We start from the raw sequence: 24727 nt of genomic DNA, 5'->3' as shown, positions 1-24727 counted from the left end.
CGATTGGCCGGGACCGCCACCTCCTGATGACGGCCCAGGCTTGCGGCCTGATCGGCCAGCACCGGCCTGGCGAACAGCGTGCGCACCTCAACCCCAGCGACCGCCGCCGCAAACGCTCGATCAGTTGCACCGCCAATAGCGAGTGCCCGCCGAGCGCAAAGAAGTCGTCGTGCCGTCCGACCCGCTCCACACCGAGCAGCTCGGCCCAGATCTGTGCCAGCGTGATCTCGATCTCGCCTTGCGGCGGCTCATAGGCGGCGCGCGCATACGCCTCATCGTCCGGCGCAGCCAGCGCCTTGCGGTCGAGCTTGCCATTCACCGTCAGCGGCAGCGCCGCCAGCCGCACGAACGCCGATGGCACCATGTACTCCGGCAGGTGTGCACTTATGTGGGCGCGCAAGGCGCCGGCAAGCTCGCTTCCCTCCAGCCCGTTCGAAGCTGCGTCCGGCGCGCACACCACATAGGCGACAAGACGCTGCTCGCCGCCGGGGCCCTCGTGCGCCACCACCACCGCCTCGCGCACGAACGGGTGCTCGCAAAGCCGCGCCGCGATCTCGCCCGGCTCGATCCGGAAGCCGCGGATCTTCACCTGGTCGTCGTTGCGGCCCAAAAACTCCAGATTGCCGTCCGGCAGGTAGCGCGCCAGATCGCCGGTGCGGTACAGCCGGTCGCCGTCCACAAAGGGACTGGCGATGAACCGCTCCGCGGTCAGCTCGGGCCGGTTCAAATAGCCGCGCGCCACCCCCGCCCCGCCGACGTAAAGCTCTCCCACCGCGCCAAACGGAACCGGCGCACCATGACCGTCCAGCAGATAGACCACCGAATTCCGGATTGGTCGTCCCAGTGGCACCCGTTGCTGGCCATCGAAGCCAGCAGGCACCGGGTAGCAGAGACTGAAGGTGGTGTTCTCGGTCGGGCCGTAGCCATTTGAGATTCGCAGCGTCGGATGTCGCTTCTGACATGCTCTGATGGAACTGGCTGAGACCTCTTCGCCCCCGACCAGCAGTTGCTGCAGCCCACTGGTGCTCCGCCCCTCCCCGACATAGACGTCGAACAACCGCGCAGTCATCCAAGCGATAGTGATGCCATGGTCTTGGATGATCCGGGCCAGCGTTGCCGTCGAGAGATAGCATTCAGGATAGAGCACAACACTGGCGCCCTTCGCCAAGGCTCCCCAGACTTCGAACGTGGTCGCATCGAATGTCGGCGAGGAAGCGTTGAGAAAAACGTCCTGCGGCGAGATCTCGACGAAATCGTTCTCCGCCACCAGACGCACCACTCCGCGATGCTCGACCATGACCCCCTTGGGGGTGCCTGTGGATCCGGAGGTGTAGATCACATAGGCGAGATGGCGTGAGGTGAGGCCAAGCGCACGCGGGTCCGGATCCGACGCCGGCAGATTTGTCCATTCCGGCATCGTCGCCGCCAGATCCACCACCGTCAGATCGCGTCGCGCATCGTCGCCCAGCGCCGATCGTCCCGCCGCATCGGCCAGCAGGAGCCGCGGCGCCGCATCGTCGAGCACCTGCCGCAGCCGCGCCGGCGGATAGGCCGGATCCAGCGGCAGGTACGCCCCGCCCGCCTTGAGGATCGCCAAAAGCCCGACCACCATCGCCACGCTGCGCGCAACGCAGATCGCCACCGGCTGGTCCGGCCTGACCCCGAGGGCGATCAGATGATGCGCCAGGCGGTTGGCCCGCGCATTCAGCTCGCGATAGCTTAGCCGCTCCTTCTCATGGACCACCGCCACCGCGTCCGGCGCACGGCGAACCTGTGCCTCGAACAGCTCGTGGATGCACACGTCCGACGGATAGGCCGATGCCGTCCGGTTCAGCTCCTCCAGCAGATACGCGCGCTCAGCGGATGACAAGAGTTCAATCTGCCCCACCGGCTGCCGCGGATCTGCCTTCACAGCACATAGCAAATTTTGCAAATGCTGGGTCATACGGTCGATATGCTTGGGCTCCAAGCGACTTGCATCAAAGTGCCATCGAAAGCTCCCATCTAGAGCGCAAACCTCAAATGTTAACGCCTCACCGGGCAGGGCTGCCTCAGAAGTCGGGCTCGAAGCTAGGTCACCAGTGGCAGACTCGCCACTTACAGTGAGCATAACGCCAACCGGCCAGGGGCGGCGCAATCGTAACGCCTCCATACCGAGCAACGTTGGGCAGCGCGCGATAAGATCTCGCGCGAAACTATCCTGCTCCTTCAGCTGAGCGAATTCGGCCGCCACCACCGTGCGCGCCTCTGCAAAATCATTGTCGAGATCGATGGTAATTGCCATCGGCACAACAGAAGCGACAAGCATCTCGAGCGCTTTCAACCCCGCTCGCGATCCACTCGGCGCGGGAGTCCATCCCAATTGAAGCTCTAATTCTCCCGTGATGCGGGCTAGGTAGATGAGCCAAGCCGTTAGCAAGAATTCCGTGCGATGACTGGGAGACAGCTCAGCCAAAGCACCTGGAATTCGCCATGAACTCAACTGCCATTGAGGTGCAGCCAAGGCTACTGAAGACGACAAAAAGGAAAGCTGGGATGTTTTGAACTGTTCAAGCCGCCGTCGCCAAAAACCCTCACGAGGCGCCAACATTTCATGCGCAACCGTTATGCTCCGCGCCTCGTCATCGCTCAGAATCGGGAGGCGGTCGCCTACATGGGAATCAGAACGCCTCGCGAGTGCCCGCGCATCCAGAGCCTTACCATCCAAGCTGCTAAGCCAAACATCAACATCCTCTGTCCCTGTCGCCACACGCCAGTGGCTGGGGTGGATCTCAACTAAAGACCCCGCAGCAAAGCCCGAGCGCCGAGCCGTCACCTCCAAGTGCCTGACGACGACAACGTCATCGCCTACGAGAGCCTTGGACAACCCCAATGGATTGGTATGATACGGGCCAAAGTCTAAGGCGCGCGTCATCGCTTCCAGATCTTGTGCGGATCGATCCCATCGCAGACAGCCCGCAGCATCTGGGCGTCGACCTTTCGGGAAAAAGCTTCGGTCCGCTAGCGCTTGCGGACGAGCACTAAGCTCTCCATTTGTTAAGCCAGTTAGAAGCTCGCGGAAGCCATCGATAGCGGCCTCATAACATTTGAGATTCAGCGTCAGCGCAGTATCGCTCGTCGCAATCAACACTTGGCGTTGGACGACCAGCTCACCAGTATCAACACCGTGATCGATACGATGCCACGTGATGCCATGTTCGGTCTCTCGGGCAAGAAGCGCCCAAGACGTCGCATGAGTTCCGGCATATCGCGGCAACGGACCGTCGTGGTAATTGAAAGCGCCTCTACGCGCTTTCCCAAACACATCTGCTGGCAATATGAACGGATTGGCAACGGAAAATATCCACTCGACCGGCTCGGCGTTGAGCAGCGCAGATAGCTCTTCAATGCTCGTCACACACAAGATATCGGCGAGAGCGGCCCAATCGCGGAATATGGCGTCGGCACACAGCGCCGCCCGGATCACGTGGCCCATCTCCATCACTAGCTGAGCACATCTAATAGCTAGCGTACCACCACCAACAAAGATGCAAGAGCCAACCGGTGTAGCAAGTTTCATCTGAACTCTTAGACAGGGGCTACGATGAAGGCCGTAACGGATCACCCCGCATTTCAAGCAATCGACATACCAACGACGTACTGCGAGCGTTTCCTGAAGAACGCGCGCCTCGCTCGGAATGCCGCCGTCGGACTTGGGACATCGACGTCCTGAACCAGACACAGCTCAGCACAACAATACGGACGTCATTGGCGACGATCACCGCATGGGCGTCCGCAAAGTCGTCGGAAGCTCTGCAACAGCCGCCGTCATCACCGCGCGTACAGCAGAATCTCCTTGGCGCTCACGTTAAGTAACGGACTCGCCAATGACCTTCTGCGAGCTCATTCTGAAACAATTCGCTTCTCGCCGGGCTGCCAGAATTTTGCCGTCATGCCGTCGGGCTTGGGACATTAACGCCTTGAACCGAACAGAGCTCAACACAACAGCACGCGCCGTCAACAGCGACGACCACTCAAGATCGGGCGCCCGCGCCTTGCCCGAATTGCCTTTGCGAGCCAAAATGCTCGCCGCTGCTTTCTCCAGGTGGTCTGCTCGTCGAGTGAGAGAGGGTCTTGCGACAGGGATTCCGCTCGATGTTGCAAAGTTCGCCACGCATCGCGTTTTCGCAGACTGGCCGGGGCTCGGCACTAAGTAGCGTTTTCGCTTAATGCCCGCTGACGTCTGTGGCACGGCCCTTGCTCGTGAGGCGACGAAAGCGACGAAGAACGGGTCCACGGCGAATGTCGCAATCACAACTGACTCCTGATCCCTCACATCGGCGCATGCTGTTGACCCTTGGGTGCAGCGGCTTGGATGTGACTTGCGTGATCGAGGCACTCAGTCGAGACTCTGTCATTTTGATTCGTAATGTCTCACCAAGCGAGGCGGACGGCCTCGTACATCAAATTGCCGGTGAACTGGGATTGCAAAAAAAGCTAGAGCTGGAGGCCGGCTTTTCCGATTTTCTTGGTCACCGACGGCGGATCAACAAATACTTCATGAGCGTTAATTCCCGGGATGATTATCAGTTTGTCACCCCGCATTCCGAAGGAGATAGAATATCTAATATGCAGTTGTCGTGCTTTTATTGTTTCGAGAATAGTAAAGACGGAGGAGAAACAATCCTATTGAACATCGACGACACAAGTGAGGCATGGGGACTTTTACGAGAAAAAACGACAAAAATATTACCTGGATCAAAACCATTGTCTCGGGGCATGATCACTCGTGCAAAAGCACTTTATCGTCTGAGCTCGCCGGATGACTATTTGGTACCAGATGACCAAATAGTAGCCGAGGTGAAATCCGAGATCCCGGGCCTTTTGCTGGCGATTGTTATGGCAAGGCCGAAAAGAAGCTTTTCCCTTCTCCTAGGGCGCGATGTGAATGTCCTTTGGGATAACATTGGTAGTGTTGACCAAAGCTGTCTTCACTTTTTCGTTCGGATGTTGCAGGAGCGCGAACTTCTCAAGTTCCCACCGGACGGTTTTGAGTTGCACCAACTGGACCCCGTCAATGCAGGACGGAGCTGGTGTTCAGGCGCCGATTACGAGAAACTTTTTTGTGACGAGATTATTCTCAAGCTAAAACCAGGGGATCTTGTTATTCTGAACAACCTAACTTGGGCGCATGCGGTGAACAATTGGACATCGGCACCGGGCACTCGAAGGATAGCCGTGGCATTGGCCTAGCGTAGTCCCCACTTTTCCTGAAAGTTGAGTCGTGCTTCAAGGGTGCATGAGCAGCATCCCTGAGCGGCAGCGATTAGCCTGACGAAGGAGTGACCTGCCACTGCTTTTCATCCAGCGGCAGTTAGAGTCTCGGGGTTTTTGCAGCGAGACCGAAGTTTGGACCATTCAGAACTAGAGTTTTGCGCCTCTCACGTTGGCGGGCTGGTTGCGCCGACGTGGGTGTGCAGCAAAATCGGTGGTCGATTGCCGATTGCCCCATGGGGCCGTTCTTCATTGTCGTATCTGCGCCAAGTCTCCACTTTTTGCTGGGCGTCCGCAAGAGACAGGAACCAGTGGGCGTTGAGGCATTCGGCCCTGAAGCGGCCGCTGAAGGCCTCAATGAACGCGTTGTCGGTTGGCTTACCGGGCCCGCGAGAAGTCCAGGGTGACATCCGCGCTGGTAGGCCCAGAGGTCAAGATCGCGGGACACGCACTCGCTGCCTTGATCGATGCGGATCGTTGCCGGGAATCCCACTTCCTTGCAGGCCCTTTCCCGTACCTCCACGACATCGGTGCCGCTGAAGGTAAACCGTGGCGCCAGCGCCGGCGAGAAGCGGGAGAAGGTATCGACAATCGTGAGCACGCGCAGCTTGTGTCCGGTCGCCAACTGGTCATGGACGAAGTCCATCGCCCAGGTCTCGTTCGATCGCGTCGCCGGCCTGCGATCATCGCGCAGCTTGGCCTTGACCCGGCGCTTCGGCGTTTTGTTGCGTAATTGCAGGCCCAATTCGCGATAGATGCGCCGCGTCTTGTTCTGGCCATGGCGCCAGCCTTCACGACGCAGCAGGACGTGAACACGACGATAACCGTAGCGAATACGAACATGGCAGATCTCCTTGATCTTCTGTTCGAGGGCAGCCTGGCCGGGGCGACGGGATTCGTAGTGGTAGGTCGACCGATCGAACTCGAGGGCTTCGCAGGCCTTGCGGATCGAGACCTGCCACTCGCCACAGACCTCCTCGACCAGCTTGCGCTTCCAGCCAGGCTTGATAGCTTTCGGCGGATCACGTCCTGCAGCATCTCCATGTCGAGGCTGAGATCGGCGACCAGCTTCTTCAGCTTGCCGTTCTCCTGCTCGGGCTGCTTTAGCCGGCGGATCTCGGTCGGCAGCAGACCGTCATACTTCTTCCAGTTGAAATAGGTCGCCTGGCTGATCCCGGCCTTGCGGCAGATCTTCGCCATGTCCGTGACAAAACCTGTCGCCGTTACCGTGCGCGGCGGCAGCTTTCAGCGGTCCCATGATCGAGACGAAAATGCCACGGCAGAATCCGGGTTAACAGGATCATCGACACTTCGCGATTTGGGCGGTCGTGCGTTACGTATTGAATTGTTTGCCGCAGAGTTGCGCTGGCGTTCATCGATCGACGATGAGACCGCACGACGCTCAAGCCTCCGCTCCAGATCCGCCAATCCTGCCTTACATTCGGCGACAACCGATTGGGCGCGAAGCAGCTTGACCTTGAGCTCGTCCTGTTGCCTGAGTATTTTCTCAAGATCCAAATCGTTCTGCATCAGCTCATTGACCATCTGCAAGCACCGATGCAAGGCCGGCACTTAGCTTCCAACGCAGGCTCCGCATGTCGCAGATGCCCCACCCTGAGCCATGGGCTAAAGCGATGCCAAACGATCGTCCAGAGGACGCCTTTACGCTGGCGTTCTTGTTGAGAACCACCATTCTTTGCGAGCCCCTTACAAGACAATCGGGTTCCGCCCGGCAAACCGGAGCGCGATCCGAAGATGGCAGAGTTCGCGAGGCATGCGCACGGTTTGGAAAGCGCATCAGGAGACCTCTGCCATCGATCAAGCGGGCAAGTTTCATCTGAATACTTCGACCGGATGCTGAAGGAGCATCATAGTCACAGGTGGTTTCATCACATCTTCAAGCAACCGGCATGCCAATGCCGGTTGAGCGTTTTTATGAAGAAACGATGTCGGTTTTCGCGCAGCACGTAGTTGCAGGCGGTGTTGTTGTCGCGCTTGAAACAAACGACGTCCTGAGCGAGACAGCCAAAGCCGCAACCACGAGCGTCCGCGCGCATTTTCTAATGAAACTCTGGCAGGACTGGATCGAGTTCTTCCTGCTCGAGCGTCTTGGCTCGATCTTTCGCCAGGTACGCTGCCAGAGCTGCGATACCGGAGTCCGGTGGACATCGAGCGGGTGCCGATTTTTTGAACGGCACTTGTCCCAAACGCTCGGCAACTTCGACGCTCATGAGGTGGGGACGGATCGGTCGATCGACGGCGCGCTCGATGGTGTGGAAGATCCAGGTGCCGTCCGGATCAATGTCCGACCAATGAAAGATCGGCGTCTGTTCGGATACCAATCCTGCGATTGTCCGCAGCGCCTGCTGGGTGGCAAGCGAGGGGTACCCGCCGACATACATGGTCGTGCCTAATCGGCCGGGGTCCGCCTCGGCGATGTGCCGGTTGAAGCTTGCGAAGTTTTCGATCGTTAGAACGTAGGCCGGCGGCTCCCGGAACCGGACGCGATCAGCCTCCTTGGGAGTGATTCCGAGATAATGCGGAGATATCCGGGAAAGATCGGCTCCGTCGAGGTCGATCTTGCCCGCGATCAGCAGGGGCGGCGCGAAACGCTCCAGCCCGATCGCTCGCAGTGCCTCGCGGGGGCGGGCGCCAGGCGGAAAGTCCATTATGCCGCTCAAAAGCCGGACCACGCCCCCCTCGATGCGCTCGAGTATCTTGCTGTGCCCCACCGTACGTCGCGAGAACGTTTTGTAGTCGACGTCCAGATGCTTGTTATCGAGGATCGCCTGGGCGAGAACGAATGCGTGGCGCAGCGTGTCGACGTCGGACGAACCGAATCCGTGCCACGTCTTACCCCGCGCCCACACCTCTGCGATTTGAGAGCCGCTGTTCTTCAGCGACTCGTGCAGCGCCACTCCGGCTACAAGCCGGACGGCGGCATGCTCCGCGATGCGTGAGGCCGGGGTGCGGCCGAGATATCGGTATAAGATCTCCGCCGAGACCAACCGCACGTGCGCCACTTGGTCTCGGCTGGCGCCGCGCCCCCAGCGAATGGAGACCGCGCCGGCACTTTCGGCTTCCCTGATCTGTTTCAGGAAGGCGTCCGCCGCGACGACTGATGGGAAGGCGGGGTAGTCCGGGTGGGCGATCGGGCTTGCGGCTCCTGCCTCGAAGCGGTTGAGCAGGTCGTTCAGCAGGCCGATCGCATCCGTGAAACGCCGGGCCATGGCTACTCGGCGGCCAGACGGGTAGCGAGCTCATCTTCGGACATCAGGTCCGGATCGATGGCCATCAGCTCGCGCTTGGCCTTCTCTTTCAGTTCCACCACGGTAGCCCTGGACTGCTCGCCGATCCGGTCCACCTCCACGATGGTGTCCATGTGCTCGAGCACGGCGACGCGCTTCTCGAACGGCGCCGCGATCACGAACTGCAGGCCGAGGTTTTTGTAAAAGCTCATCATCTGCCGCTGGTTCTTGCCGTCCATCTTGGAAAAGGCCTCATCGAACATGGCGAGCGCGAAACCGGCGGGCTTGCCAGCACGACGCTCCGCGCTACCGTAGACCGCGGCCAGCGAAGCGCCGATGGCAACGTAGATAGGCACCTGCTGTTCGGCGCCAGACCCGGTGCCGCGCCGCTGCTCCCAGCGGGTCGAGCGGCCGGTGGCGACATCCTCCATGTGGATCTCGAAGGTGTAGAAGTTGCGGTAGTCCTCGAACTGGGTGAAATCCTTGTCGGGATCCTCGAGCAGCGCCTCGAGTGCGACGATCGTATCCTTGTGCGGGAAGTCATCGGGCACGTCGCCCCGGAACAGCATATCGAGCGCCTCCGGAGAGGTTTTGGCGATCTCGATGATCTTCAGGATCGGCTGGAATTCCACCATCTGGGTGCGATGGAATGAATATCGCTCGTTATGGAAGGGATGTGCGTAGAGGCTACGGTTCAACGATTGCAGCTCCCGCTCCATCTTTCCGATCCGGGCCGTGAGCGCGTTGATGAACTCGCCGCGCAGCAGGGTGGACGCCTTCTCCGCCGCTTCCCGCGCCTGCCTTTCGTACTGGCGCAGCTCATTGGATTCGATATCCGAGATGAGCTGTTCCATCCATGGCTTCACTTCCCGCAGCGGCTCGCTCTCCGCGCCGACTTGCGAGCTCATCCCGAACTGGTCGAAGTAATCGTAAAGAAGCTCGCGGACCCGTCGCTCGATCCGGGCGCGCTCGTTGTCGGACGCGTTCGCATCCTTCAAGGCCTTCTCGGCGATGGCCCGGTGTTTCTCCGCGGAGCCCTTTTGGGCTGCGGCATCGAGGCGGTCGCGGTAGACGGCCCTGCCTTTCGCGGTGGAGTAGAGCGGGAAGGTCTTGCGATAGATCGAGCGGGCGACCCGCAGGTTGAGCTCGGAGCCGGGCACGTTTTCGCCCTCTCCGAGCCTCCTCTCCGCCGATCTGACCTCACCGTCATGCTCGCCGAACGCCTTCTGCTGTGTCTTTCTCTCCTCCAGCCTCTTCTCCTTCAGCTTCTGCTGTGCCCTCTTTTTGTCGCGAAGCCCGCCGTCCCCCGCGCCGTCGAGAGCATCGAGCCTGGCCTGAGCTTCAGCGACCTCAGTCTGCGCGGCCGCGAAGGCGGCCGCGCAAGCCCTCAGGTCATTACGTCCCTCGCAGATGTTCTTCAGAGCGGCAAAAGCCTGCTCCGCGGCATGGGCCTCCTTCCCCTTGTCGGTCAGAATCCGACCCAGTTCCTCGGCCTGATCCTGCAGGGAGCGCAGGGCGTTCGCCTGGGCCGCCTTTCCAATCTTGTGCTGCGAGGCTTCGATCCAGCGATGGGTCCTTACGAGTCCGTCGTCGTAGAGGCCGTCCTTCGTGATAGCCCGGCCGGGCCTGTTGAACTGGTCGAGCGTGTCCGCGAGGCGGACCGTCCCGTAGCGGCGCATGATGAAGGCCATCGCGTCCGGATCCTGGCTCCGGAAGATCGAGGGGAAAGTGCCGCGCTCCGGCTTGGCCCTGAACTGCTCGAGCTTGTTTAGGCTCACGAGCGATGCGTGGCGAAACTCGCGGCGACCTTCCTTGAAAATTGACGTGGCGGCACTGATATCAGCTCTGTCCACGAACACGGCTTCCCGATCGCGGCCGAGGAGCGCCTCGGCGGCTCCCACCCACTCAGGTTCGGCGACTTCGATGATGTCGCAGAGCACGCGCGGGACCATTCCCCTCTGCCGCAGCCTGCGGCAGAGGAGTTCAGTGTCGTCGCCAAGATAGGCGCGCGCCCCTCCGGCGGCGTGCTGTCGGATCCGTTCGAGCACCTCGTCGCGCCGGCCGCGGAGCCCGGAAAGCTCCGCGATGATCGTTTGACGTGCTTCGTCGATCTTCGGCAGCCATTTGGCGCCGCTTGCCGCGAAGGACTTCTCGGCCGCGGAGAGCTCGTCGGAGACGCCCCCGATATCGGCCCCGGCAGTGGCGGTCAGAAGACGCTCAAGCGCAGGAACGAAGTCCTCGAAACCGTCCGCGCACATCGCGCGTAGCGGCTCCAGGCGACGGATGTCCTCCAATCGAGCCTTGAAGTCCGCCGAGGCGCGGTGCGCCGCCTGCCCGGCCACATCGGCGGTCTGCTGTAGGGACTTTCTGCCGGTCTTGGCATCGTGCTCGGCGATCGCGGCCGTGAGGCGTTCGATCTCGTTATCGATGGCCTTGACGTCGTCGTCGATGAATTCGAGTTCTTTTGCTGCCGCGTCCCGGCGCGCCATCTCGGTACGCCGCTTGGTCTTGAAGTCCAGGTTTGTCGCGCGCGCCGCGAGCCAAGTCGCGCGTTTTGCGATCCACTCCTCCCTGAACTTGGTCTCGAGCGCTTCTTCAAGCGCGGCGAGGACGACTCGAAGCGCCCTCAGGGCTTCGAGCCTGAGGCGCATTTTCCGGATGGTTTCGCTGATGTTCCGGTATGTCTGGATCGACTCGCGCAGCTCCTTGATGCCGATCGGACTGTCCTCGAGGATGTAGTTCCGCACGAACTGCGTCGCCGTCTGGTTGTGGTCGAGCGTCATCGCGTTGACGATTGATTTCTGCAGGGCGCTGGCGTTCTGCTCGCCATAGGGCGAATGCGGCAGAAGATGGCGCATGTACTCACGGACGTAGTCGCTCGCCCGGTCGCGATGATTGACGAAGTTGCCTTCGCCGACCGCCGCGACGATCCGGGCGCGCACGTCCTCCCACGGCGCCGGGAATTGTGACTTTCCGCGCTGCTCGATGAAGTCCTTGGAGCTCAGGACGGTCCCGACGGCGACGAACAGTGCCAGCACGGTCTCCCTGCTGTCGGACTTGCGCGCCTCCAGCGCCATGCCGATCGTGACCGGTGGCCGGGCGCCTTCCGTGTCTTCGAAACCGAGCGCGATGTAGGTGCGCGCCTCGTCGCGCCGGCGCTGATCTTCGCCGAGCGTCCCGAGGCAGTAATCGACGACGCTGCGCTTCGAGCCGCTGCGCGATTTTCCGCTATCGCCGGCGACCGCATTCAGGCGCAAGAACCGCCGGCTCCCGCCGGTGAGAACGACCTGTGCCATGTCGAGGATTGTGGATTTGCCGGACCGGTTCTCGCCCAGGACCCCGACGTGTCCTGTCACGTCGATGTCGGCGACGTCGAACAGGTGCCAGTTCACCATCGTCAGGTGGCGTAGCTCCATCATGCCTCGTCTCCTGCGGGCTGCGGAAACCGCGCCTCCTCGCTACGGACGTAGCGCTCAAGCCGTTGGAGGGCATCGCCGCCACTGATCAGCTTGATCATCGGACGGATCCTGATCTCGCAGTCCTGCTGCTCGTCGTCAAAATCACCGATCTCGACCAAACTGCGTTGGGCGGCCTCGCGCAGGATGTCCCGGAAGCGGGCGGGCGAGATCGCGCCTCCGCCGCCGTGTTGCGCCATCTCGCGGTAGCGATCGAACAGGTCGTTCAAAGTGGCCACTACGACGGCCCGGTCTTCGACTGCTCCGACGTTCACCTCCTGCTGCCAGTATGCAGCCAGCACCAGCATGACGATGGTTTCGTCGAGCTTCATCCGGGGCAGCGGCACGTCCTCGTCCATCGCGACGATGCCGGCCCACTGCGCCTCCGGATCGCGATGGACGCGGTATCCGCAACTATCGAAGAAGCCGTCGACCACGTCGCGGAAGCGGCCATCCATGATCGTGTTGTAGACTGTCCCGGTCCGGGGGTCTCCCGCGAACACGAACTGTCGACGTAGCAGGAAGTGCAGCGCCTTGCGGAGGTCGGCTGCCTTTTCCGCGCCGAAGGAGCGCTCGACGTTTTCGAATTCACTAAGCATGAGCCGCCCTCGCCTTCGGGAGCGCGCCCGATCGCCTGACAACGAAGTTCGCACACCGAAGCCATTCGCTGTCGTGTGGTGGCGTGTCGGGGCACGGTTCGAGTTCGAACCCGGCCGCGACCTGCGCCGGAACCTCGCCCGTCAACGCATACCGGCGGGCGCAATCGAAGGCGAGAAAGTCGTCCACGGTATCGATTTCCATGAAGCGGGCTTCCCTGGTCGCGAAGGGCGGTACCTGGCCCTCGAGAAATCGTCTGACATCCTCGGGGCGGGGCGCGATGCGAGCGATGTACTCGAGGCGGAGCTTCTTCCGCAGTTCGTACAGCGGGTCCGAGGGCGGCTCGGCGAGCTCCCTTGCTTCGACGGGACGGCGCGGCTGCCTGGTCGGCGCCTGATGGTGCTCCGACCAGGGGGACCGCAGCGGCTCGATGCTCCATTCGATTGTCGCCCTGTGGTGTCTGCCGTCCCGCAGAAGGGCATCCAGGCGCCGCACCAGGTCGCCGGCCCGGCCGACTAGTCCCTGCCCGCCCCGCTCGGCGTACTTAATGGTGTTGCGGACCCGGGCTTCGAGCTGCCTGCGGAAGGCCTCGATCCTATCGAACATCTCTCCGATCTGATCGAAGATGCTTTCGATGGCCAGCAAGTCGTCGGCCGCGGCCATTCGACCGTCTTCGATGTCGGCTGCCATGCTGGAAGCTGTGTACTCCTCGGCAAGGACCTGCATGGTCTCCGGAGTGTAGGAGATCCTCCGCGCGAGATCGACGATGGCGTCGCGGAAGCGGTACGGATGGTTGACGGTGAGAATGGACTCGAAATCCTTCAGCAGGAGCTGTTCGACGAACTCCTCGAAAAAGGCTTCCAGCCGGGTAGCGACTGTTTTCGACTCCATGACGGTCCGTCGGACGCGCTTCAGGTCGGCCAGAATGGCCCGCAGGCTCTTAGTGAACTGGTCGGCCTGATTGCGCGCCTCGCGGACGGCGAGCGCGGCTTCGCGCTGCTTGCGGTCGGTGATCTCGGGCCTCAGTTTTTCGACGGCCTCCAGGTTGAGGCGGATTTGCACGATCAAGCCGCCGAATCGCTGCGAGAGATCCTTGTTGAGGCTCGCGAGCCGCTGGATCACGAGCAGCGGTCCCATAGCCATGTCCACGGTGACGCGAAGCCCGTATTCCTCCTCTTCAAGCCATCCCCAGGCGAGCAGCCGGGCGTACAGTTGTCGGGCAAGACCGAGCGCCTTGTCTCCCTTCTCGGAAGCGAGCGCGACGTCGGCCTTCCGGATCCGGCGGCGTCCCGCGGAGATCATTTCCGGCAGGCTGCCGAAATCATCGCCCTCGTTCCAGAGGACGGGGTTGGCGCGCATGACGTCGTAGATGGCGTGGACCACCTGCTGCGGCGTCGGGAACGACGGCGCGCCTGAAAAGAAGCGTTCGTGTAGATCGAGCAGACACGCTGCGTACAGGTGCTTGTGATCGCGCGAAAATGCCAAAAAGGCGTCGTCATGCAAATGGCGGAACAAGGTCAATGACGCGGCTCCTAGGCCCGACTTCATGCTGAGATGGCGACGCTAAACGCATGATGTGCCGAAGGTGGGTCTTAAAAATACAACCGGAAGATCTGTTCTTAGTATGTTCTGGTATTGCTTTCCAGCTCAATCGTTCCGTATTTGACGCTAAGAAGCTCACCAACCACGCTGCGGCGCTCAGCCTGTACGTGTGTCCCACTACAACCTCTGCCGCGTCCATGAGGCGTTGCGGACCGCGCTGGGCATCGCGGACCGCGTCTGGACGATTGGGGATTTGATTGATGCAGTGCTGCCTTTGGAGCCGAATCGGCCGGTTCGAGTGACCCTGAACTTCCGCGTAATCGAGGGCGGCAAACCCGATTAGACGTGTGGCTCGTCTTACACACCCAACCCGCTAAATGGCCGAATCGGCCCGTTCAGCCCCCCTGCGTTTGAGCTAAGTCTTTGTTCAAGATCACATAATTTCGTTAACTAAATTTTCGTTGTTCCATACGAACTTATTGCGCGCGTACTGCGTTCGTGATTACATTGAACTCACATCGGAGAATGTGCGACCATAGCAATAACCATCGCTATGGATCGCACCACCTGGACAGGTGGACATATGGCAAAGACAGCAACAATCAACGCTCGGATTGAACCCGCGATTAAGGCGAAGGCGGAGAAAGTATTCGCCGCCATTGGGCTAACTGCTACTGACGCCATTGGTATGTTCTATCGTCAGGTCGTCTTTCGGAAAGGACTTCCCTTTGATGTCTGCGTTCCTAACGCGGTAACACTAGCGGCCCTACAGGAAGCAGAGTCGGGCGGCGGCGAAGTTGTTCAGGGGACAACTGAGGACCTGTTTGAGGATATCCTCAGCGAAAAGTGATACTAGGAGGGGATGAAGCCCCTCCGACTCACAACCCAATACAAGAAAGATCTTAAGCGGATTAAGAGCCGGGGTTACCGGATCGACAAGCTTGTCGCCATTGTGAACAAGCTCCGGTCCGGAACTCCTCTCTTGCCGATTGACGATGACCACCCGTTAAAGGGGCCTTGGGAGAGCTATCGCGGCTGCCACGTGCAAGGCGATTGGTGTCTCATCTATAAAAACAGCAAAGCGAGACTGCGAATGCGTCGTCCAGGACTGCGGCGTGCCGCGAAGCGATGTTCCCGTTCAGTCCTTCGACGGCACGAACTCAGCCGGGACGCGTCCTGCGGGCAGCGAGGCCAAGACCGAGCCTGAGCCGGAGGAATATGAGAAATTGGAGGGTCTCGCGTCGGTCCGCTTTCTTGGCGACGATTCCGAGAGGATCGGCGAGACCCTGAAGGGGGCGCGAAGGCCGTCCTGACGAAGTGAGCCGAGCATCGTCATGTCAGATTGTTCCAAGCCGCTCTTCCAGGCGTAGTCTCGCTGTCCTTGCAGGCGTGTGGGTCGGCGATATGAGCAGGGTCGACACGAGCGCCGCCCGGTAAGACTGCGACGTCAGCGAACTTCAAGGTTCCAGACCTAGCAGGTTTGCAGACTCAAGACTTTCGGCATTTTCGGGCGAGCACTCGGATTTACAGCTTGTTAACAACACCGACGTTTTGAGTGATATGAATCACACATGGACGTAGGCGCGTGCTTCTTCCCGAGCGAGTGCTTATTGCCTGTTAACAACGCAAGGTCTAAAGTGACGAAAGCTTTCCGAGGATTTAGCTATGAAGACGATCTATTTGACGATCACGGCTTTATTCCTGGCCGCGGCGGCGGTTTCTGCGGCAAGCGTCCCAGCTAACGCCGGAAACTCGACTTGCGGTGGCGGCTCCGGCTGCTGACTAGCGCGTCGGACAGGACGTTTTCTCCAAGCCTGTCTCCTCTTCGAAGCGATCTATCAGCTGCGCGACTTCGTCCCGCTTTTTGCTGCCAAGTTGCGTGCAAACGTAGAGCCTCAACGTCGCGAAAGACCATTGCGCGACTGTAACGGGCTCCCGACCGTTTGGGCCTGTAACCCATACGATAAGCTCCGGTTTCTTGGGCGATTTGCCGAGCGAACGCTGCAACGCCTCGAGGGCGTTCTCGACGGGGCTTGACCTGGTAACTTGTTGGCCTGACAGCTGGAGGAGAGCGGCTACCGGTATGTAGCGATATGTTGTTGCTTTGCTGTCCGGTCTCGGCTCCTCCTGTCCTCTCGAGTATTCAGTTGAGAAAAAGCTGGCAGCTTTCGCAGCGGCCTGAACGTACTGGCCGTCCAAAAACAGGGCCTCCGCGAGTTCAAGGACGACGAGATCGAGCTCCGGATTTTCGATATTCTTGTCCTTCTTCGTCTCGAGCGCCTTGGTAAAGAGCAGAACGGCTTCTTTTGTGCTGCCAAAGCTATTGTTCTTGGACTTCGCTAATGCGACGCGACCGCGGACAAGATAGACCTCAGGATCTGGCGCTCTCTCGATGAGCGCATCGAGTGCTTTTTCAGAGGTGGGAAGATCGCCCCTCGTCAACGCGGTGGCTGCAGCTTCTTTGAGTAGCTTGACGATGCGATCACGATCACCATCACCATCATGGCTCTCCGCCAATTGCGTCGAAAGACGCTCGACGGCATCTGTCAGCTTGTTCTCACCAATATCGAGCCGAGCGAGCAGCAACTGAAGGTCCGTTGATCGTTCGCCTCGCTTGAGTGCTGAGACCGCCTTCTCCCGGGCCTCTGCGCGACGGCCCTGGGAATACAGGAGTTGGGCGTATGTTTCTGCTGCTCCGGAGGTAGTGCCGGCGCGCTCAAACTCCTTGGCAGCCTCCTCATACTTTTCTTGTTTGAAGAGAATCTCCCCAAGGTCCCGATGCGCGAGGCCGTGCGCGGGATTGCCCGCGATAGCCATTCTAAAGGCTCTTTCGGCCTGCCGGGGGGCGGTCAGGCTCTGAAATGCTGTGCCTAGCTCATAATTAAGATTGGGATTGCCGGTCGCGGCGCGCTGCAGAAATCGCAAGGCAAGATGGGGGACATTCCCTCCCAAGAATCTCAGGCCCTGCTCGGACTGCACCTCTATCCCGGCGTCCCTGGAGCTAGATGCGATCTCGACGATATCTGCAGGATACTGGTTGATAATGGCGCTGACACCGCGCGTGAGCAAATCATAATATTCGCCCTGATCGTCACGGAATGTGCTTGATGTGCCGCGATAAGCTACCAGCGGAATGCGTAGCGCCAGTCTTGATAACTGCGGTTCAATCGAGATCCCGGCCTCGTCCGCTGCGATACGTCCATCGATGCGCCATTGGTTTTGGAACTGCTCCTGCGCCTCATCCGAGCAGAAGTCAGACGCAAGGTCCTGCCAATGCACTCCCGGAACGGTTACAAGGCGAGACTGGAATCTATAGAAAATATCCTGCTGGAGCCGAGGCCCCAGTTGACCCGTGCTCTTTACACAGCCGAGCGACAAGCCGGCCGAGGTGCCGTCGCTCAGCGAGTTCGTGAACTGAGCGCGGACGAGCTCGGAAATCTCATTCAGCGAACCAAACCGTAAACCGTTCTCGTACAGGATCGCCACCGGACCAAGTCGCAGAGGACTCGATGTCGATGTGCGGGCGAAGCCCGTCCACACCGTTGCTTCTCCGAGGCGATCTATCTTGCTCGCAAGAAATAACGTGCTTGGCGCAGCTTGCGGAGGGGCGCGGCCGATCGTTGCGACCGTATCGGGGTTTGCCGATAGTATAAACCTCAACACCTCGGCGACCGTCTGAGGCGTGACGCCTTTGTCGGAGAGACGTGAATCAAGGATGAGGGGATCCTCGATGACAACAAGTTTGGAAATGGAGGCGCCGGCTGGATTCTTCGATTGTGCGGAGGCGTCGGAAGCTTCCAGCACGAAAAGAATTGGCAGGGCGACGGCTACAGCAAGGCTTCGAAACAAGATCATGTTTTCCTCTGTATCTCGCGCAGCTACTTTGCCCCTCGCTTCGCGCCGCTTCGAAGTTTACTCCACTCACCATTTATTGCGGTCGCCAACGCTTTCGCGATCTGTCCAAACCCGTCCCTGGCTTCTGGATTCGCCCCAGCCCTGTCGACGGCTTCCCTGAGAAAATCATCCTGTTCATCCCACGGATGACCAGCCTGCCAATTGACGGAATTTGCACCGATCGAAACACCGATAACATACTCGGCGAGATGATCGGGCCAAGCGAAGCGATCGACTTTCCGCGACTGAGCCTCTCTGCAGATCTTCTCGTTAGCGGACATGAAGTTGACCCGACCTTCGTCCGGCTTCTCTTCGAACGTGATTTGCAGCTGGGCTGCAAGGCTATCGGGAGCTCCGTAAAACCAATCGTACTTGGTGAAGTCGAGGCCTGGAAATTTTATGCAATCGGCGAGCACCTGATTATTCTTGGCAAGGCTTGGTTCCTTGCGGATGATGGTGTGCATTAGCTCTACGGCAAGCGAATCCTGCAGGGCCGGAAAAGACTCGTTGGGGCTGAGGTCTCGCGGCGGATAGGTTTTGTATCGGGCTTTGGGATCTACAAAATATTGGACGTCAACGCGCTGACCGTGTTGAGTGATCATAAGCAGCGCCGGCTTCAACGTGAAGTAATTTCCGTCCAGTTCCACGCGGATGATCAACAGATATAGCCGGCTGAAGTTCAGCTTTCGAAGCCACGCCAAATATTCTGGATCTTTCAGGAGCTCCTTTACCTTCTGCTCCTTTTGCTGGGCAGGTAACGACTGATCCTTGAAGAGCGCTTCTCCTACGTCGCCCCATTTTTCCCTTGCCTTGCTGTCGTCGAACACCTGCGGTGCTGGATTCAGCTTGCCTCTAACGTCTTTGTTGATGGCCTGCGTGAGTGGGACGATTATATCGGAGAGTCTATTATTCGCCTCTGGCGCTAAGGTCTGACGAGAAAAAAAGACATCGATCCTGACCGGGGCGGGTGGAACTTCTGTGAATTTGACTTCCTTGCCATTGAGCCATTCTTTGATGGTGGCGGCTGGGCGTATGTAGCCCGTTTGTTGATTCGCAATGCCTTGCACGACGATTCCTATGAGGTTTCCGGAACGGTCGAATAAAGGGGAGCCGCTAACGCCCGCGTTGATTGCCGCCTTCACCTCCAGAACATCCTCCTTACCCGCAGAGATGCGGGCATCGAGGCAAACGAGCGTCTTCTCAAGTCCAATAGAGTCCGTCAGCACCCTCAGAACATCGGTGGTCGGGCTGAAGCTCGTGACAAGCTCGGGGATGTTTTCCGGTGCCACACCGCCGAGTGGCCCTTTGACCTGCAACAGCGCGAGATCGACTCTCTTGTCCGCATTCTTGTCGATCAAAGTCAACGGAACGGATTCACTCTGGTCCCATGGTCCAAGACGCCCACGTACAGCGTCGGCGGGCAGCCCCTCGATGACATGCGCAGCGGTAAGCACATGGCCTTGGGGGTTGATTACGACACCAAATCCCTTTACGGCGCCCTGCGCGTTCTCGATCCGAACGACCACGGGACCGCGGATCGCCTTCAAGGTTGTATCATCCAGGATATCGGCTTTCGCCACGGCGCAGTAGAGGAAGGCCCGCGCCATCGCAATGACGAAGAGCGAAAAACGGAAAATTGCGCCTGCGCGGCGGCCTCGGGCGATGCTCCATCGACACCGGTAATGCCGCGGGCTCTCACTTCGTAATCGACCGAAAAAGGTCATTTCGCCTAAGCCTAATTTACTCGTCCAATATCAGTCCAGAAATCGCCAATGCGATCGTCGGTTGGCCGTCTAGTCCGGAGCCGACAAGCTCGACTGTCCAATCGCCCGAAACCGGGCCTTCCACATCGACGCGCTGCACGTTGTCCCGTTCGTTCCATCCGGTTCGTTTCGCGCCGGCAGTCGGATTGTTCGGGTCCAACGACCAAGGGTAATGTGGAGCGCCCCGATTATCAGCTAGAAATAGTTTGATGTCCATCACTCGCGCGGGCTGGCGGTCGTTGAGGCCGGCTGCATTCGGTTTGCCGGCCGGATCGATCCAGGCCACTGTCACCCGGATCCTCTCACCGGATGCCTTCCCCTTGAGCCGCAGGGGTTGCTGGTTGACGAGTGAGACCGTTAACAATTTTCCCGAATCGCCTGCCACGAGCTTGCCGGCTGCCTCGGCGTCGATGGCTCCCCAGCCGATCTGGTAGGTCGGTCCCTCAAAAGGCGAAACGGCGGTATGTATCAATGCGGTCTTCAGTTCGTCTGATCGCAGCGGCTTGTTACGCCGCTTTTTGCTCAGCTCGACGAGCAGTGCACCGATGCCTGAAGCCGCCGGCGTGGCCTGAGAGGTTCCGCTCATTTGTTGGTAGGCGTGATTGTCGAATCCTGTGACCAGCCATTGCACTGTAGGGGAGTTAAGCTGGGCGCCGTTCGCGATCAGATCAGGCTTGATCCGGCCGTCGTCGGCAGGCCCCCAACTGCTGAACTTTGTCACGCGAACGCTCTCTGCCGTCAACGTATTGACGCCGAGCAACACGTCCTCCATGGCGCCCACCGTGATGACGTTCTTGGCCAGACCGAAGCCTTCCAACGTGTCGTATCCGTCATGCTGGGCGTTGGACGGCCGCTTTGCGTTGGAATAGTCGTGCAGCTGCGGCACCCAATGTCGCCCATCCCATCCGGCAGATGCATGGGGGTCGAGAGTTTCGCTGCGTTGATTTCCCGCCGCGACAAAGATGGTCGTATTGGGATGGCGAAGTGCAATATCGTCGATGGCAGCGGAGTCGGTCGAGTATTTCCCGAAGAGATAATCTTCGGTCTCGCTGACGGCAGGGGCACCACACCATAACCAATTGCCGGCGGGAGACCAGCCACGGCGAGACGTATAGGAATGATTGGTAATCTGAGGTGGCGCTATTCCGCCGAGCACGCTTTCAATCTCGTTCAAGTCATTGTTGTAATCGTAAGATAGAACGTGGACCTTGGGAGCCATGCCGCCGGCCTGCTGGTCCTCTGCTACGCCTGCGGCAGCGATCGTGCCGGCGACGTGGGTCGCGTGGGCATTCGGTTCTCCTGCGTCGCGCACCTCCACTCGTCCAGTGAATTCGGCATGCGATGAAAGCACTGGACCTTCGTCCCAGAGTCCAACCGTCACGCCCTCGCCAGACAGGTCGTAGAGCTTGCGAAGCGCTAATACATTGTGGGTAAGGTTCGCATTGTAGTTGAAGGGAACTACAGACGACGTGACAATTGGCTCGTTGATCCTCTCTGTAGATTCCTCGACAAACCGGACCTTCTGGTGGTCGATTAATGCTGTGAGCAGCGGCAATTGTTGCTTCGTCTCGATCGACAAGACGCTGATGGCGTGACGTGTCACCTTCGAAACCAGTGGTGCCAAGTCGTGGGTCACGGCCTCGATGTCGGATGAGGACTGGAGGGTGACAAGATAGGTGCGTTCGCGAGAAGCGGCGGAAGCTGGTGCTGGATCGGGTTCCGGCGATTTCGAGGATGTGCTACTTGTCAGCTGGCGGAGTTCGGCTCGAACCGCTGCAGAGAGCTTTTTGTCGGCGCTCTCCTCTGCCCGACAGTCGGTCGTCAAGGCTCCCAAAAGAAGGAGGAAGATGAAGAGGGCTTTCATCACTTGCCGGTCCTGAAATAGCAATGCGTTTCTCAACTGAAGCGCCCGGCCGCAATCACTCCTCCGCTGTTTCCAGAATCTGACAGTTAGCGATGGCCGCGCTTGAATTGATGCTTCATATAATGCGAGTATCCGGCTATAGTGCAACCATAAACGTTCGCCCTATACTCTGGCCGATTTGCCCTAATCGTCAGCTTCGTGCGGCGTCTTCCGTGGCGAAAGTGCAATGAAGGTTTCACGTAGAGGGCTAGTTTACGCGAGTTTCTGCCGGTGGATGCTTGTCGCAGCGAGCGTTGCGACCAGTCAGTTTTTTACGCCTGTCGCAACGATGTCGATCGCGAACGAATCTATCAAGGTCTACGGCGTAAACGTGTATTTGGGCCCGGATCCTAAATGCGAGGTCAGCAATTTCAATCGTGAAATCCGTACCAGGGTTGCGCCCTTTGAGCAGAGTGCCTCGCTCGGTGAAATCATAGGCGAGCTGGCGCTGCTAGCTCGGGCGCAAGGGGCGAACATGCTGCACTCTATCCGTGTCTTGTCCGCAGTACCCTATCAGGGAGCCGATGTCGCCGGCGTAGCAGTGCGGTGTGAAGATGCCGATTCAGCCCAAGCGACCACGTTGCCCACCCGAGACAAAGAACTTGCCGTAGTCGTCAAGGCAGCAACCGGGGCCGTCGTATACGCGCTACCAGATGCAGCCGACCTTGGCCCGGAACGTTCGATCGATCATTCGAGATTGGTTATGATCCGCGAGCTCGATGCCGCCGCGACCGAACAATTGCGTAACCTCATTGCTTCCGCGGATCCCACAACCGGCCCGGTCAAATCATGCCCTTTCGCTCCGAGCATTGCTTTCAAGTTTACCGCCCTCGGCACTGAAGCTTGGTGGCTGGTTTCGTACAACTGTGAAACCGCCATCTTAGCGCGCCGCAACGACAACTGGCGTGGAATTCAGCCACTCAATCTCAAGGCAGACGTACTTGCAGCATTTCAGAACTTGGCAAAGTAGGGGGAATCGATGACGCGAATGGTCGTTTTGATTACGGTGTGCTGGTGCTTGTTGGCGGCGAACGCTTCAGCCCAGACGATCCATGCCGTCCTCGTTGGGGACACGACCGACCCCACAATCGGGGTCGGGATCACCGAAAATCTTAGGAAGATGCGGAATTTTCTCCAACAGGCGCAAACCGAGGGAGAACTGAACATTGTCGTGACGGAGGTCAAGGATGCTGCCTTCAACTGCCCGTCGATCGTGAAGGCCGTGAAGGCCTTACCGGTGCAGGCCGACGACACGGTGGTCTTCTATTACTCAGGTCATGGATTTCGTCGCGTTAACACGCAGACGCAGTTTCCCGAGTTTGATTGCCGGCGAACCCAGGATCCGGATCGTGCCGAACTGGCGGGCGTGGCCAACCTCGTGTTGAAGCCGCCTGCCGGTTCGACGACGCCACCGCGTCTCGTTATCGCGATTGCCGACACTTGCAATCGGCAGATCGAGTTACCTGAGCAGGCGGTGGGGCCCGCAGCTGCCGGCGTAAGACCGAGCCGCAAGGCCGCGTTTCGCCGCCTCTTCCTGCAATACAGCGGCACGTTGATGATGTCGGGATCGACGCCTGGCGAGTTCTCCTGGTACATGAATTCGGGGCTGCAAATCGGCGGATTTTTCACCAATCAGCTGCTGCGCGCGATCGACAGCAAGATGGTGATTCAAGTCGCAGATGTTCGCTGGGAAGATATCGCAACGGACGCCAGCAAGAAGATATTCATTCCCCGCCTGGAGGAAGAGACGACACAGACGCCCCAATTTGCGATGCTGAATTTAAGCGCCCAATCGGCGCCGCGCTGAATCGTATCGAGCGGGTTGGGCGGACGGTGGCTAAGCGCCCACTGCTATCTAGCGCCGACTCCGAAAACCGAGAGAAACTTGGGGCCGCTAATCGGCACCCAACTCATGTCGAGGTCCCTTTGTTCTGACCGCCCGGCGCAGGTGAACACATTCGAGAGCAGGCGGCCGCTTTCGGTGAATTGCCAGAGGTGTGGCATGGTGTAGTCGTTCTGCGGATACGAGGCACCTCGTGGCAAAGGCGCCATTTTCCATTCCCGGCTGCCGCCTTCTGCGGTCCAGTTTGGGTTGTATTTAGGTCCTGACGAAGTATAGCGCGAAGTCCAAACCGCCCTGGACGTGAGCAGGGCATCGCCATGCCGATCCATGACGGGATTCCACCATGCCTTGGGATTTGTGTAGATGACGACCTTCCGTCCGGTGGCGGTCTCGACCCGATCGATCCATTCCTTGGCCATCGCGGCAATGTCCTGCGGCTGCATTGTGTACCACATATCGCAATAGTGCCTTCCCTGGTCGCTCTGCGTACGCCTGTTCTCGGGGCATTTGTTGAAGTCCTCGGTGCCCGGCAATATCTGTTTGTTCGACCACTCGATATCCAGTGCCGGAGGCAATTGATCCGGCTTTTTGCCGTCGACAGCGCCTACAGCGCGTAGGAAGACGTCGGCTTGCAGTCTTGGATCAACGCCGGGACGGAGAAAGTGAAAGGCGCCGCGGAACAGCTTCCCGGACGCATGCCTTGACTCCAGATCAGACCATACGCGGGCGAAGGAAAGGTCGAGGCTGCTGCCATCGGTTGCCTTACTGTAGACGTGCAGCAGCTTATTGTCTGAGATTTCCTGCCAATTGATTGTGCAGGAGCATGCGGGATCGGTATATCGTTGTTGCGTCCTGCAATTCGCCGGAGTGTTGTCGATGTCGAAGCTCCAGTGCGACAGATCGATGCCGAACGTGCCGCCAAACCTATCTTGTTCTTGGCTGGTGAGCAAATAAGGCGCCGCTGCAGCTTGAGGTTCGGCCGGTACGCCCAGCCAGAACCGGCGAAGCGAAGCAGGATTGACCTCGTCCGAGTTGTCATCCTGTCCGAGAGCTACGGTAGAGCTAAAAACTGCGATCATCAGCAAGGCGGATGCCGCGATAATGCTCTTTGCCATGGTCGTTATCCGGATCTGTTAATAGCAGCAGGCGCGGGAGAAATGCGATGGCCTGTCCAAATAAGGGCGCGGCAATGAAAGAAAACCGGTGGATCTTTCAACGTTGGGACGATC

The 24727-nt window shown here is 59.3% G+C and carries 14 protein-coding genes and 2 pseudogenes; 5 read left to right on the top strand and 11 right to left on the bottom strand.

Features of this window, described 5'->3' with window-relative positions:
- Positions 1-157 precede the first annotated feature (157 nt).
- A pseudogene (locus tag XH85_RS48230) lies at positions 158-3475 on the bottom strand (amino acid adenylation domain-containing protein); the annotation flags it as partial.
- An 890-nt stretch (positions 3476-4365) separates the two neighbouring features.
- Here XH85_RS48230 and XH85_RS12905 point away from each other — a divergent pair.
- Positions 4366-5232, top strand: coding sequence for a hypothetical protein (locus XH85_RS12905; protein ID WP_128932115.1), 867 nt, complete (start codon positions 4366-4368; stop codon positions 5230-5232).
- A gap of 188 nt (positions 5233-5420) precedes the next feature.
- Here XH85_RS12905 and XH85_RS12900 read toward each other — a convergent pair.
- The 6 genes and pseudogenes from XH85_RS12900 to XH85_RS12875 all read right to left on the bottom strand — a co-directional run.
- Positions 5421-6453 (bottom strand): annotated as a pseudogene (locus tag XH85_RS12900) (IS3 family transposase); the annotation flags it as partial.
- A 45-nt stretch (positions 6454-6498) separates the two neighbouring features.
- A complete protein-coding gene (locus XH85_RS12895; protein ID WP_245474058.1) occupies positions 6499-6798 on the bottom strand; it encodes a hypothetical protein in 300 nt (99 codons plus the stop codon).
- A 515-nt stretch (positions 6799-7313) separates the two neighbouring features.
- A complete protein-coding gene (locus tag XH85_RS12890) occupies positions 7314-8483 on the bottom strand; it encodes a Wadjet anti-phage system protein JetD domain-containing protein (RefSeq protein WP_128932113.1) in 1170 nt (389 codons plus the stop codon).
- A gap of 2 nt (positions 8484-8485) precedes the next feature.
- Entirely contained in the window at positions 8486-11920 is a 3435-nt protein-coding gene (locus tag XH85_RS12885) for an SbcC/MukB-like Walker B domain-containing protein (RefSeq protein WP_128932112.1), read from the bottom strand.
- Positions 11917-12555 (bottom strand): DUF4194 domain-containing protein, encoded by a 639-nt coding sequence (locus XH85_RS12880; RefSeq protein ID WP_128932111.1) that lies wholly within the window; start codon positions 12553-12555, stop codon positions 11917-11919. Before XH85_RS12880 ends, XH85_RS12885 begins: the two co-directional genes overlap by 4 nt.
- The gene (locus XH85_RS12875; RefSeq protein WP_245474054.1) at positions 12548-14074 is read right to left on the bottom strand and encodes a Wadjet anti-phage system protein JetA family protein; all 1527 of its coding nucleotides are present in this window, start codon (positions 14072-14074) and stop codon (positions 12548-12550) included. The genes XH85_RS12880 and XH85_RS12875 overlap by 8 nt, the downstream gene beginning before the upstream one ends.
- Before the next feature lie 604 nt (positions 14075-14678).
- On the opposite strand from XH85_RS12875, the gene XH85_RS12865 reads away from it, so the two are divergent.
- Both XH85_RS12865 and XH85_RS47945 read left to right on the top strand, forming a co-directional pair.
- Positions 14679-14945, top strand: a complete 267-nt coding sequence (locus XH85_RS12865; protein ID WP_128932109.1) for a type II toxin-antitoxin system RelB/DinJ family antitoxin — start codon at positions 14679-14681, stop codon at positions 14943-14945.
- A 12-nt stretch (positions 14946-14957) separates the two neighbouring features.
- The gene (locus XH85_RS47945) at positions 14958-15302 is read left to right on the top strand and encodes a type II toxin-antitoxin system YafQ family toxin (RefSeq protein WP_128932108.1); all 345 of its coding nucleotides are present in this window, start codon (positions 14958-14960) and stop codon (positions 15300-15302) included.
- A gap of 575 nt (positions 15303-15877) precedes the next feature.
- Here XH85_RS47945 and XH85_RS12855 read toward each other — a convergent pair.
- From XH85_RS12855 to XH85_RS12845, 3 genes are read right to left on the bottom strand one after another with little or no spacing between them, the layout of a single operon-like run.
- Positions 15878-17950, bottom strand: a complete 2073-nt coding sequence (locus XH85_RS12855) for a tetratricopeptide repeat protein (RefSeq protein ID WP_128932107.1) — start codon at positions 17948-17950, stop codon at positions 15878-15880.
- Between the two features lie 23 nt (positions 17951-17973).
- The gene (locus XH85_RS12850; RefSeq protein WP_128932106.1) at positions 17974-19713 is read right to left on the bottom strand and encodes a S1 family peptidase; all 1740 of its coding nucleotides are present in this window, start codon (positions 19711-19713) and stop codon (positions 17974-17976) included.
- A 16-nt stretch (positions 19714-19729) separates the two neighbouring features.
- Positions 19730-21616: a S8 family serine peptidase gene (locus XH85_RS12845; protein WP_245474240.1), complete on the bottom strand. Its 1887-nt coding sequence runs from the start codon at positions 21614-21616 to the stop codon at positions 19730-19732.
- Positions 21617-21890: 274 nt separating this feature from the next.
- Here XH85_RS12845 and XH85_RS12840 point away from each other — a divergent pair, with 274 nt between their 5' ends.
- Together XH85_RS12840 and XH85_RS12835 are read left to right on the top strand one after the other, a co-directional pair.
- Positions 21891-22625 (top strand): hypothetical protein, encoded by a 735-nt coding sequence (locus XH85_RS12840; protein WP_128932104.1) that lies wholly within the window; start codon positions 21891-21893, stop codon positions 22623-22625.
- A 9-nt stretch (positions 22626-22634) separates the two neighbouring features.
- Positions 22635-23462, top strand: a complete 828-nt coding sequence (locus XH85_RS12835) for a caspase family protein (RefSeq protein WP_128932103.1) — start codon at positions 22635-22637, stop codon at positions 23460-23462.
- 44 nt (positions 23463-23506) lie between these two features.
- Here XH85_RS12835 and XH85_RS12830 read toward each other — a convergent pair whose 3' ends face one another.
- Complete coding sequence (locus tag XH85_RS12830; RefSeq protein WP_128932102.1) at positions 23507-24613, bottom strand: GH25 family lysozyme; 1107 nt, start codon at positions 24611-24613, stop codon at positions 23507-23509.
- Positions 24614-24727: the final 114 nt, after the last annotated feature.

The organism is Bradyrhizobium zhanjiangense, assembly GCF_004114935.1.
Lineage (GTDB): Bacteria > Pseudomonadota > Alphaproteobacteria > Rhizobiales > Xanthobacteraceae > Bradyrhizobium > Bradyrhizobium zhanjiangense.
The sequence above is the reverse complement of the archived record's forward strand: the minus strand, read 5'-3'. Positions and strand labels throughout refer to the sequence as shown.